This is a genomic window from Chitinophaga sp. (genome assembly GCF_036569185.1).
In the GTDB taxonomy this organism is placed as follows: domain Bacteria; phylum Bacteroidota; class Bacteroidia; order Chitinophagales; family Chitinophagaceae; genus Chitinophaga.
The window spans coordinates 17335-29857 of record NZ_DATCRD010000316.1 but is presented as its reverse complement, the minus strand read 5'-3'; the positions used below and the strand labels follow the sequence as shown (position 1 = coordinate 29857).

9 protein-coding genes are annotated in these 12523 nt (G+C 47.4%); 6 read left to right on the top strand and 3 right to left on the bottom strand.

Annotated elements, in window-relative coordinates; translation table 11 throughout:
* Positions 1–725 (top strand): Gfo/Idh/MocA family oxidoreductase (locus VIM72_RS24335; RefSeq protein WP_332005423.1); only part of this gene is annotated, 725 nt, incomplete at its 5' end.
* 265 nt (positions 726–990) lie between these two features.
* Positions 991–1773 carry a sulfite exporter TauE/SafE family protein gene (locus tag VIM72_RS24330; RefSeq protein WP_332005422.1) on the top strand — a complete coding sequence of 261 codons (783 nt, stop codon included), beginning with the start codon at positions 991–993 and terminating at the stop codon, positions 1771–1773.
* Here the strand turns inward: VIM72_RS24330 and VIM72_RS24325 are convergent, their stop codons facing one another.
* From VIM72_RS24325 to VIM72_RS24315, 3 genes are all read right to left on the bottom strand, one after another.
* A complete protein-coding gene (locus tag VIM72_RS24325) occupies positions 1774–2130 on the bottom strand; it encodes an MmcQ/YjbR family DNA-binding protein (protein ID WP_332005421.1) in 357 nt (118 codons plus the stop codon).
* A gap of 358 nt (positions 2131–2488) precedes the next feature.
* Entirely contained in the window at positions 2489–4279 is a 1791-nt protein-coding gene (locus VIM72_RS24320; protein ID WP_332005420.1) for a DUF885 domain-containing protein, read from the bottom strand.
* Between the two features lie 114 nt (positions 4280–4393).
* Positions 4394–5761, bottom strand: a complete 1368-nt coding sequence (locus VIM72_RS24315; RefSeq protein WP_332005419.1) for a DUF1080 domain-containing protein — start codon at positions 5759–5761, stop codon at positions 4394–4396.
* A 305-nt stretch (positions 5762–6066) separates the two neighbouring features.
* On the opposite strand from VIM72_RS24315, the gene VIM72_RS24310 reads away from it, so the two are divergent.
* From VIM72_RS24310 to atpG, 4 genes are all read left to right on the top strand, one after another.
* The gene (locus VIM72_RS24310; RefSeq protein WP_332005418.1) at positions 6067–9033 is read left to right on the top strand and encodes a TonB-dependent receptor; all 2967 of its coding nucleotides are present in this window, start codon (positions 6067–6069) and stop codon (positions 9031–9033) included.
* Between the two features lie 27 nt (positions 9034–9060).
* Positions 9061–10674 carry a RagB/SusD family nutrient uptake outer membrane protein gene (locus VIM72_RS24305; RefSeq protein ID WP_332005417.1) on the top strand — a complete coding sequence of 538 codons (1614 nt, stop codon included), beginning with the start codon at positions 9061–9063 and terminating at the stop codon, positions 10672–10674.
* 125 nt (positions 10675–10799) lie between these two features.
* A complete protein-coding gene (locus VIM72_RS24300) occupies positions 10800–11381 on the top strand; it encodes a DJ-1/PfpI family protein (RefSeq protein WP_332005416.1) in 582 nt (193 codons plus the stop codon).
* A gap of 166 nt (positions 11382–11547) precedes the next feature.
* Positions 11548–12432, top strand: coding sequence for an ATP synthase F1 subunit gamma (gene atpG, locus VIM72_RS24295; RefSeq protein WP_332005415.1), 885 nt, complete (start codon positions 11548–11550; stop codon positions 12430–12432).
* Positions 12433–12523 lie beyond the last annotated feature (91 nt).

The window sequence follows — 12523 nt, the reverse complement described above, 5'->3', positions numbered from 1 at the left end:
CTGTTCCTTCCACGCTTAACTGGGACCTGTGGCAGGGACCCGCTCCCCGCCGCGATTATCTTGGCAACATTGTTCACTATAACTGGCACTGGCGCTGGCACTGGGGCACTTCCGAAACCTGTAATAACGCCACCCACGAACTGGATTGCCTCCGCTGGTTTATGGATGTGGAATTTCCCACTAAAGTTACCTCTGCAGGCGGCCGTTACGCCTATGCAAAAGACGACTGGGAAACGCCGGACACCCAAACCCTGAATTTCGAATTTGAAGGAAATAAGGCCATCGCCTGGGAAGGCCGCAGCTGCAGCCCGTTCAACCTGGAAGGCGCCGGCCGGGGATTCGCACTGTTTGGTGAAAACGGCAGCCTGTACAACTCCGGTGGCGATAGCTACAAGCTCATCGATCCAAAAGGAAAAGTGATCAAGGAGGTAAAACAGGCCGCTAATCCCAACCAGAGTGTAACCAACACCGTAAGCCCGGCCGGCGAGTTTTATGATGCCGTGCATATCAACAACTTCCTGGAAAGTATCCGCGGCAATGCCACCCTTAATTCGGAAATCAATATAGGCTACCGCAGTACGCTGCTTTGCCTGCTGGGGAATATCGCACAACGTACCGGCCGTATCCTTCATACCGACCCATCGAACGGGCATATCCTGAATGATAAGGAAGCCATGAAAATGTGGGAAAGGGAATATGAAAAAGGCTGGGCGCCAAAAGCATAAATAAGCATCTTCTTCCGGGTAACAGTCGCAAAAAAAAGAAAAAAATCGTTTTGACTGCTTACCCGGAATTCTTATCTTTACAAAACTATAAACCCTTTCTCCTATTGGGTTTATAGGCTAACAATAAATATAATAAGTTGTTATCCCCCATAACTTTTAGTTATCACAACTATTAATTACGATCCCCTAATTTTGGCTTACCTGTAATTTTTATAACCAACCACACCAACCACGAAGTTGCGCGTTCCCCGGAGGGATGAATTGAATGGAATTTTTACAACAATCTCAATACCTGCCAGTATTGCTGATAGGGCTTATAGTAGGCTATTTGTCCGGTTTATTGGGAAAAGGAGGCAGCGCTATCAGCACCCCCGCCCTGCAGATCTTTGCCGGCGTAAACCCGTTTTTTGCCCTGGCATCGCCGTTACCGGCTTCTATTACCAGCACATTATCTGCCACGGCAGTATACAGTAAGGAAAAGCTGTTTAATAAACGCGTGATCCTGCTTGGAGCGGCTTTCGGCGTTCCTGCCACCATCTGCGGCTCATGGCTCAGCAGCTATCTGCCGGGTAAAACACTGATGATCATGACGGCTCTGTTTATCATGATAACGGGTATGTCGCTTATGTATTCCTTTATGCGGCACAAACCAAATGGTGAAGTAGCGGTATCATCTGGAGAGGCGCCTGCGGCTAAACTGGTAATGGCCGCCCTGTTTATCGGGTTTTTATCAGGGTTGCTGGCCAATGCAGGCGGGGTATTGTTCAGTTCCTTTTTTATAAAGAAATTAAAAATGCCTATAAAACAGGCGCTGGCCTGTGCGGTAGTATTATCGGCCATCTTATCGGTTCCCGGTGCTTTAACACACTGGTGGCTGGGGCATATAGACTGGAACATCGCGCTGCTGCTATCGCTTACGGCATTCCCTGCTTCTTACCTGGGAGCTAAAACGGCCGTTAAAATGAAGACCCCTGCCCTCGAAAAATTATTTGCACTTACCCTTATCGTATTCGGTGTATACGATATCTTCTTTACTATTATGAAATAATCAGGCGTGCGCCTTCATCTTATGAATGGCCTCCTGTTCGTATGGCGGAAGTGTGCTTACAATGATCTCGTAAGCATTCTGCAGGAAGGTTTCCAGTTCAGTAGCCGGCAACGTATCTTCCTGTTTCAGTTGTACCCAGTGATACCGCGCCAGGTGAGGCGCCGGCACAATACCCGGCCTGGAGATCAATTGATGGAACTGGTTCTGGCTGCACTTGAAAGATACCCTGTGGGGCGGTTCCAGGGAAATCATGCAGAATAATTTTTCGCCTACATAAAAGCGTAATTCATTGTCCCACTTTTTTTCAGTGATGACAGCCGGAAGTGACCGGCACAGATCAAGGGTATGATCAAACATAGCAGCAGGTTTTAAAGAATATTATTTAGGGTCGTTTTTTTAGGACGACTTGTGTCAATAGTTTACATGCACAGACTAACATATTAAAATATGAAGTATGTGTGGTTAACGTAAATCTAAGCTGTAAATAGTGAATGAAACTGCACTATAAAAATAGGAAATAAAAACCATTCGTGAATGTTAAAAAGATTTTTCTTAAGGGAAGGAATTCTTTTACCTGCTGCCATTAAGGGTTTGAGGAATACAGGGATTTCTTTCTTAATCGAAATTTAATCCGGTATTTAAAATGTTTCCGGCTTGTACGATTGCCCCCGGGGAGCAACAATACAAGCCGGAAGTGAAGCCTGGTAAGCGTTTGCTATGGCTGAGCCGCTGCCCAGCGCGCCATTTTCTGTTCCAGTACCGATAGTGGTACACAGCCGTCCTTTAACAGTTCATCATGAAAAGACGAGAGGCTGAACCGGCTGCCCAACGAGGCGGTATACTGGTTCCGTAACCCGCGTATCTTTAATTCACCGATCTTATAGGAAAGCGCCTGTCCCGGAATGGCCATGTAGCGCTCAATTTCAGCGGTGGCTTCCTGGGTAGACACCGGCTCATTGTCCATCATGTATTTAATGGCCTGCTCGCGGGTCCAGCCTTTGGTGTGCAAACCAACGTCTACCACTAAACGGATAGCACGGTGTATTTCATCCGTTAAACGGCCAAAGTACATGTAAGGATCCGTATATAACCCCAGCTCTTTTCCCAGGCTTTCACAGTAGAGTGCATAGCCTTCGCCATAGGCGCCAATCCATGAAAACCGGCGGAACTTAGGCAGGGAATCGTTTTCCTGTTGCAGTGATATCTGGAAGTGGTGACCAGGAATGGCTTCGTGCAGGAACAGGCATTCCATTCCGGTGTATGGAAAGCTGGTGGCATCCAGGATAGGCACATAGAATACGCCTGGCCGGGTACCGTCGGCGCTGCCCTGCATATATTCGGCAGATGCGGAAGCTGCCCGGTAGGCTTCGGTTTGCCGGATCTCGAATTTTGTTTTGGGAAGATGACCGTACATTTTTTTTACACCCGGCATGATCTTGTTCTCAATGGCTTTGAAGGAATCCAGGATAGCTGCAGGTGTTTTAAAGATGCGCAGTTTCTTATCGCTGCGTACCGATGCAAAGAAGGCCGGGAGATCGCCTTTGAAACCGGTACTGTTCTTTACTTCTTCCATTTCCCCCCTTATCCGGGCCACTTCTTTTTCTCCCAGCGCAAAAATTTCCTCCGGGGTAAGACTGGTAGTGGTCCAGCTTTTTATCAGGAAGGCGTAATAGGCCTTACCATCCGGAATATCTCCAATGCCGCTGCTGTTACGGGCTTTGGGTAGGTATTCCTGCTGCATGAAATCGCGCAGCTTTGCAAACGAAGGCAGTATATATGTTTCAATGGCTGTGTTGTAATCCTTTGCCAGGCTGGATTTGGTCGCAGCGTCCAGTGAATCGGGTATGGTTTTCAGTGGTGCATAAAATACATTGCCGGCGGTATCCTTTTTAGCAAGGGCGGCTACCTGCGGTATTACTTTCACCACCAGGCTTTTCGGCAACACATAGCCAGTGGCTATTCCCCGGCGCATATTGGCAATGGCGGTATCGGTCCATATGGCAAAGCGCTCCATACGATGCATGAAGTTTTGGTAGTCCTTCAGGGTTTTAAAGGGCTGGGCAGAAGAGCCGGAGCCCAGCTGGGCCAGCGTAAGAGGCAGGCAGGTAAACTGCTGCACCGGCATCAGGTGATCGTGGAAGGTAAGCGCCTCCCGGTTAATGCTGAACTCGCGTTCGAGCATATCATAAGTAATGCGGTCGTTGCCTGAAAGCGCCGCGGTATCAATCCCTTTAATCGCCTGCTGATAGCTGGCATAAAAAGAATCGAGTTGGGCGCGGTAGCCTTCACTGATGTCTATAGGCAACTGGTCGTTATATTGATTCTCTCCATTCTGGGTGGCCTGTAATGGATTGAGGGCCATGTTTTCGTTGTAGTACCGTTCGGCCAGGTGATGCAGGGAATCCTGCGTGGCTTGCGGGTTACCGTGATTGCCTGATTGCTGGCAAGCCCCGGCCAGCAGGGCGGCACACAGGATAAGGGCGCCTTTTTGTTGTAACATTTTCATATTGATGGGTTGTGAACAGGTAGTAATTTACCGTTTTATCCAAGAAAAAAAGCATTCCGAAGAATCGGAATGCTTATTTAGAACAGTGAACAATGAAAAAAAAGGTAAAAAATATTATTTAAGATTTTTTATACGAATACTTTTGAAAGAAACTTCGTTACCATGATCCTGTAAAAGGATGTGCCCTTCGGGCAACAGGCCAAAGTTTTTCCAGTTTTTATACTTGCTGATCGCCACCAGATCCTTGAAGGCCTGGGAGCCCCGCTCATATTCCAGCACTTTAAACCCATTCAACCAGTGCTCAACGTGGTTATTTGGATACACAATAATACGACCTTTGTTCCATTCTCCAATAGGGTAGATGGCACGTTTTTCCTGTTTTCTTGTCATGAGGTCGTAAAGACTTGCTAAAGTGCGGTTTCCGTCGCGCCCTAACTTGGCATCCGGGTGCCTTTCGTCGTCCAGTACCTGGTACTCCAGCCCGATGGCCGACTTGCCGCCTGTTTCATAGGCCTCGCTTACGAAGTATTTTACCCCGCTATTGGCGCCAGGCGTGAGTTTGAAGGAAAATTCCAGTTCAAAGGCGCTGTATTGTTTTTCGGTAATAATATCGCCACCGCTGCCTTCCTCATCTCCCGTAGAATGGCCAATGGTAAGTAAACCATCCTGCATGGTCCAGCCTTTGGTGGGGAAATCCTTCTTATACACGCCCCTCCAGCCTTTGCTGGTTTTTCCGTCCCATAACAGCTGGTAGCCGTTTTTCTTTTCCTGGCCGGAAATGGTGTTATCCACATTGTTTACCACGTAGATCTTATCATAGGGTGTATACTGTGAAGCTGCCGGATTTTCTATCAGGCGGATATTCTTCCAGTAGATGTTTTTGTTTTCATCTGCCGCATTTTTACCGATGCTATGCACCTGCAAAGCGATAAAACCCTTTGGCAGCGCGGTATCTACCAGGTGGGCAGCAGGTACGCCATTTACCCAGGTACGCATTTCATTGCCCCGGCATTCAATACGGTACTTGTTCCAGCCGTCTTTTTTGAAAGCATTTTGCCCGGCGGGGTTCAATTCCATTGGATACTGCCAGCCCCTGCGGCCTTCTTCATAAATACCACCACTCCATTTACGGTCGGAAGGGTCAATCTCCATCTGGTAGCCAAATACACGACCATTCTGGTAGTCGGGCCGGCTTTGACTGCGGAACTGGATGCCGGAGTTGAACTCCTTACCCAGTTTGAATTCCAGCTCCAAAATAAAGTCGCCGTACTCTTTCTCTGTAGCCAGGAAAGAGTTTGGCGTGTTCTGTACCGTGGTGCCCACAATTTCGCCGTTCTGCACATTATATTTTGCTTCTCCTCCCAGTTGTTTCCAGCCTTTCAGATCTTTACCGTTGAAAAGTTGCTGCCACTGGGCTTTCTGGGCGAAAAGGCCACCATACATGCACAGTAGGGAGCCACATAAAAGGATCGTCTTTTTCATAACTAAAACGGAATAAGGTGACCAAAATAAACAATGAAAATGATTTTTACAACCGATTGCAAAAGATTAATCTTATTTTTTATTTTTTACGGACATGATAATCTGATCACTAGGTGGTTTGACAGAATTATAATTAAAAATATTTCTGCAAACGATTGCAGCAATGTAAAAATATCTTATTTTGTTTTCCAATAGTCCACGTAGCGCAAAACCAAAATCGTCAGAAACATACTCTTTATCTACAATCATTTATAAACTACGTTATGAAAAAAATTTTTTCACGTCTAACTTGTATGATAGCCTGTTTGCTATTTTACCAACTTATCCAGGCACAAAGTAACCCGGTTACCGTAGAAGGTAATGTACTGGACGCTCAGAAGCAACCACTGGTTGGGGTAACAGTGGCCATTAAAGGGAAAAATTCAGGCACTCAATCGGATGGCAACGGCCATTTCCGCCTTAAAGTTGCAGACGCTGCCAATGCAACGCTCGTATTTACCTACATCGGATATACCACGTATGAAGAAGCTGTGAAAGGTCGTGCAATCGTTTCCGTAATTCTGCAGGAAGACCGGAAAAAACTGGAAGAAATAGTGGTGGTGGGATATGGTTCACAGAAGAAAAAAGATGTGACCGGGTCTATCTCCTCGGTAGGTACCAAGGCCATCCAGGATGTACCGGTTACCAACCCCCAGCAGGCATTACAGGGCCGCGCTCCCGGGGTGGAAGTACTTAATAACAGCAGTAAGCCCGGCGATGAGCCCACGGTGCGTATCCGCGGCAGCCGCTCTCTCAGGGCAGGCAATGATCCGCTCTACGTGGTAGACGGGATTCCTTACGCTGGTAGTCTCAGCGATATCGGTACAGGAGTAATACAATCGATGGATATTTTGAAAGATGCCTCCGCAACAGCCATTTATGGCTCCAGGGGCGCCAACGGCGTAGTGCTCATTACTACCCAGAAAGGCAAGGAAGGAAAACCCCTGGTTTCTTACAGCGGTTCCTATGGCTATGTACATCAACTCGGTGAAACGGATATGATGGACGCGACCCGCTTCATTGAAATGCGCAGGGAAGCCAACCGCACCATCGGCAAATATGATGATGCCAACCCGGATGCTTCCGACAAAAAAATATTCAATGCGGTGGAATACGCCAATATCAAGAAAGGTACTAATGTGGATTGGCAGGACCTGATGATCTCCCCGGGGTATCAGACCAACCACGGCCTCAGTGTAGCCGGCGGTACCGAAAGAACGAAGTACACTGTAGGACTTGGCTACTTCAAAGATCAGGGCGTATTGAAACTGCAGGATTACGAACGTTATAATTTCAATGTGGGCATCGACCAGATGATCGGCGACCGGGTTCGGGTGGGCGCTACCCTGTTAGGCGCTTACAGCGAGCGTAACGGCGAAACTTATAACGGTATTGACAATGCGCTGAAAATGCTGCCGATTGCCGCTCCTTATGATGACAATGGAAAACTGATCACTTATCCTACCGGCGACAGCCAGCAGCCTAATCCGCTACTGGATTATGTGCCAGGTAACCGCGTTGAATTAATGAAACGCTTCCGCATCTTTACCAGCCTGTTTGCAGAAGTAGAGATCATAAACGGTCTGAAATACCGCCTCAACGTGGGGCCGGATGTCCAGAACTACAACTATGGCCTCTTCCAGGGTAAAAACAATACCAACCTGCTGATCGGCGGTGGCGACGCTACTGCGTCCAAAGGAAACGCTTCTACCATGGCGTATACTATTGAAAACATCCTCACCTATAACAAGGAAATCAAGAAACATAATATCGGCTTTACCGGTTTATACAGCGTTCAACGCCAGAATGTGGATATTTCCACTACCAACGTAAGAGGTATCCCGGTAGAAACCCAGCAATATTACAACCTGGGGCAGTCGCTCAATGTAACAGGCGTAACCAGCAGTCTCAGTTCCTGGACCATTCTTTCCTATATGGGCCGTCTGAACTATGGATATGACGACCGGTACCTCCTTACCCTTACCCTCCGTGCGGATGGATCTTCCAGGTTTGCGCCAGGAAAGAAATGGGGTTACTTCCCTTCTGTTGCGGCAGCATGGAATATGGTTAATGAAAAATGGCTGAAAGGACAAAAAGTGCTGGATAACCTGAAACTACGCGCCAGCTTTGGTCGTATCGGTAATACAGGTATTGATCCATACGCTACCCAGGGTAGCCTGAGCAGGATTCCGTATTCCTTCGGAAATAAAGGCGTGCTGGGTTTTGTGCCGCTGCAACTGCGTAATCCCAATCTCACCTGGGAAACTACCACTTCTACCGATATCGGTCTTGATTTCGGGTTCCTGAATGGCCGTATCACCGGTGTGGTGGAATGGTATAATCAACGCACTACCGACCTGCTCATGCCGCAATCGTTGCCTTTCAGCAATGGGTTCAATGAAGTGCTGATGAACCTGGGTACTTCCCAGAACCGTGGTTTTGAATTTGGCCTGGGCGCTACCATTATCGACAACCCTGATGGATTCAGCTGGAAAATGGATGCCAACTTATTCCTCAACCGTTCAAAGATCCTTTCGCTTGGCGATGGCAGAACTGCGGACGTGGGCAATGCCTGGTTTGTTGGTCAGCCTACCTATGTGTACTACGATTTCAAGAAGACCGGCATATGGCAGGATAAAGATGCGGCACTGGCTAAGCTGTACAACGTGAAGCCAGGTGAAATCAGGCTGGAAGACGTAAACAAGGATACGCTTATTGACGCCAAAAACGACCGCCAGATACTGGGCTCACCTCAGCCCAAATGGTCCGCAGGTACCACCCAGCGCTTCTCCTACAAAGGATTTGAATTGTCGATCGTAGCCTTTGCACGCATGGGAAGCATGATCAAAAGTGATTTCTACCAGAACTATAATACGCTGTTTGGCCGTTATAACAACCTGAACATCGACTATAATACACCTGCTAATCCAACCAACGATTTCCCACGGCCTAATGCCAACCAGGAAAGACCCAGCAATTACCAGTCGCTAAGCTATTTCGACGGTTCATTCTTCAAGATCAGGAACATTACACTGAGTTATGCCTTTTCAGACGCACTCGTGAAAAGCATGCACATGCAGGACTTCCGGGTAAACGTAGGCGTGAAGAACCCAATGATCCTGGCGCCTTACCGCCAAACCTGGAAAGGAATTGATCCGGAAGACGTAAATGTGATCGGTATTGATGCCCCTGCCACCTGGATGCTGCAGTTCGGAATAAATGCCAAATTCTAAAATCAACCATCTTTAAAAGAAAACGTTATGAGAAATATAATTCCTGTCATCATACTGCTGGCCGTTGCTGCCAGCTCCTGCAATAAAATGCTGGATGAAAAGATAGTCACCAACGTAACAGATGATTTCTACAATACCAAAGCAGGTTTTCAGACAGCCGTAAACGGTTCCTACGTGTCAATGCGCAACTTCTATAGCACAGAACGTGGTATGACACTCACGGAAACAGGCACAGATATCATCACCAACGGCTCTGATGGTAACTATAAATTCACCAGCCAGTATACATCACAGCTGGACTCCCGTTACGACCACGTAAGAGAAGTATGGAACAGCTTTTATCAAACCATCAACACCTGTAACGTGGTAATTGACAGGGCCGATAAGATCACCGACCTTGATGAAGCGGCAAAGAAAAAAGGCGTTGCGGAAGCGAAGTTCTGCCGGGCGCATTATCATTTTGTGCTGATGGAGATGTTTGGCGCCATTCCCTTACGTATGAAAGAGAACACGGAAATTGTAAGAGAGGCGTACCGCGATTCAGTATCTGCCATCTATGATGCCGTGATCAGTGACCTGCAGGCTGCTGCCGCTGATTTGCCCGCCACACAGGCCGAATGGGGCCGCGCTACCAAGCCTGCTGCAGAGCATTTGTTGTCGAGGGTATACCTGACCCGTGCTTCCTCTCCCCAGGCAAAACCCGGCGATTACGCCAATGCCGCCAAATATGCCGATATGGTGATTAAGAACTACGGGTTTAAATTACTGGCTGATGTTGGACAGGTATGGGCGCAGGGTAAAGAAAACAATGATGAAACCATCTGGGCAGCGCAGTATACCACCGACCCGCTGTATGGCTATCCGGATAACAATGCCTGCCGCTTTTTCCTGATGCAGTACGATGTGCTGAAAGGAATGAAGCGGGATCTGGCAAACGGTACGCCCTGGAAGCGTTTCAGACCTACAAAGTTCCTGTTGGATACACTGTATAAAGACAGGATTCACGATGTGCGTTATGAGAAATTTTACACCGTGCTGTGGAGAACCAATGCGCCCATCGATAACCTGAAAATGGGGGATACCGCTGTGTATATGCCGGGATATGACGTATCCGATGCCGTGATTGCCAGCAAGCCTTATATGCTGGTGCCGCCAAGACAGTACACAGAAAAACTGTATCCTTCCCTGAACAAATTTGCCGACGCTCTTCGCCCGGATAACCAGGCCTCCGGTGTAAGACCCTTTATTGCCATGCGCCTGGCGGAGGCTTACCTGATAGAAGCAGAAGCGCTCATGATGGATGGCAAAAAACAAGAGGCGGCCGATCTCGTAAACATGGTCCGCTGGAGAGCTGCACGCATTGGCGCCACCCCAGCCGAAACACAGGCTAACCGTGATGCCATGACCGTATCAGCCGCTGATATGAATATCGATTTTATCCTGGATGAAAGAGGCCGTGAACTGGTAGGAGAACAACTCCGCTGGTTTGACCTTACCCGTACCCATAAACTGGTGGAAAGGGTAAAACTGCACAACGAAGATGCCCGTAACAATATCAGGATAACACATATGCTGCGTCCTATTCCACAGGACCAGATCGACAGATCAGTGAACGAATTCCGGCAGAATCCGGGCTATTAATTGTTTTTCTTTTTTTGTAAAAAAATGCAGCGGAGATCATACCCATGGTCTCCGCTGCATTTTTTGCTAAAAGCTAAATGCGTATCTTCAGTGACCCTTTTTAACGTAATAAAACTCTTATTGCTATGGCACAGAAAAAGATATTACTACTAACAGGAGATTATGCAGAAGATTATGAAACAATGGTTCCGTTCCAGATGCTGCAGATGATTGGGCATGATGTACATGCGGTTTGCCCCGACAAGGCTGCAGGCGATAAGATCAAAACAGCCATCCACGATTTTGAAGGCGATCAGACCTATAGTGAAAAACCAGGGCATGGCTTTGTGCTGAATGCTTCCTTCAATGATGTGGCCGGCGCGGATTACGATGCCCTGGTGATAGCGGGAGGCCGGGCCCCGGAGTACCTTCGTCTGAATAAAAATGTACTGGAACTGGTAAGGCACTTCTTCCTGGAAGACAAACCGGTGGCTGCTGTTTGTCATGGTATCCAGATACTGACTGCCGCCGACGTTGTACGGGGGAAGAAACTCACCGCTTACCCTGCGGTGGCGCCTGAAGTTACTGCATCCGGTGGAACCTATGTATCCGTGAATGTATACGAAGCAGTAGTAGATGGAAAACTGGTAACAGCTCCTGCATGGCCGGCTCATCCGCAATGGATAGCAGCATTCCTGCAGGTATTGGGAACCAGTATTACATTGTAATTTATTTATGTATAAATAATTGATTTAAAGTTAGATAAAGAAAGTTTAAATTATCTTTCTATGGATTTTCAAATTAAACTGCCATTGCTTACCTTTGCAGCCAAATTCAGGAGGCTATCCCTGCATTGGTCATTGATAATTTGTAATTCGTAATCGATTTTTATATATGTCCGGACAGCTTAAAGAAGTTCGTAACCGAATCAAGTCTATTCAATCTGGTCAGCAGATCACTAAGGCCATGAAAATGGTAAGTGCTGCTAAATTAAGACGTGCCCAGGATGCTATCATGCTGATGCGCCCTTACGCCGTAAAGCTCCAGGAAATGCTGCAGAATATTGTTTCCAACAGCGAAGGCAATATCGATACGCCGCTGGCAGCGCAGCGCCAGGTTGAAAAAGTACTGATTGTGGTTATCACTTCAGACAGGGGCTTGTGCGGCGCCTTCAACTCCAACCTGATCAAAACTGCAAAACGTGTGATCCGTGAAAAGTATGCAGAGCAGTTTGAACAGGGCCAGGTAGAAATCTTACCGATTGGTAAAAAAGGATATGATCATTTTGTACAGAACGGTTACAAAGTAAATGACAGGTTCTGGCAGCTTTTCGGCAATCTTACTTTTGATCATGTGAAAGAAGCGGCAGCCGTGGCCCTGCAAGGTTTTATAGACGGTACTTACGATGCCGTTGAAATTGTTTACAGCGAATTCAAGAATGCTGCTACACAGATATTTGTAACAGAACAGTTCCTGCCGATTGCAAAAGTGGAAAATACAGATAAAGGTGGACTGAAAGCAGACTACATCTTTGAACCGGAAAAAGATACCCTGATTGCTGAACTGATGCCAAAGATCCTGAACACCCAGTTCTTCAAAGCCATCCTGGATTCCCATGCTTCCGAGCATGGCGCCCGTATGACTGCCATGGATAAGGCAACGGAAAACGCCAGCGAATTACTTCGTTCCCTGAAGATCTCCTACAACCGTGCCCGTCAGGCCGCTATTACCACCGAGCTGACAGAAATTGTGAGCGGTGCTGCTGCATTGGCGAACTAAGCTGTTGAAGGGATTATTAACACTAAGTCAACAACTGAATTAATATTTTCAGATTAGGGTCAAAGACTGTATTTTCGGTCTTTGACCTTTT

What these genes read in the sequence shown, in the direction of transcription:
- VIM72_RS24320 (WP_332005420.1), bottom strand. Translation starts at nt 4,279, where the DNA reads ATGAAAATGTTACAACAAAAAGGCGCCCTTATCCTGTGTGCCGCCCTG.
- VIM72_RS24315 (WP_332005419.1), bottom strand. Translation starts at nt 5,761, where the DNA reads ATGAAAAAGACGATCCTTTTATGTGGCTCCCTACTGTGCATGTATGGT.
- VIM72_RS24300 (WP_332005416.1), top strand. Translation starts at nt 10,800, where the DNA reads ATGGCACAGAAAAAGATATTACTACTAACAGGAGATTATGCAGAAGAT.
- atpG (WP_332005415.1), top strand. Translation starts at nt 11,548, where the DNA reads ATGTCCGGACAGCTTAAAGAAGTTCGTAACCGAATCAAGTCTATTCAA.
- VIM72_RS24305 (WP_332005417.1), top strand. Translation starts at nt 9,061, where the DNA reads ATGAGAAATATAATTCCTGTCATCATACTGCTGGCCGTTGCTGCCAGC.
- VIM72_RS24330 (WP_332005422.1), top strand. Translation starts at nt 991, where the DNA reads ATGGAATTTTTACAACAATCTCAATACCTGCCAGTATTGCTGATAGGG.
- VIM72_RS24325 (WP_332005421.1), bottom strand. Translation starts at nt 2,130, where the DNA reads ATGTTTGATCATACCCTTGATCTGTGCCGGTCACTTCCGGCTGTCATC.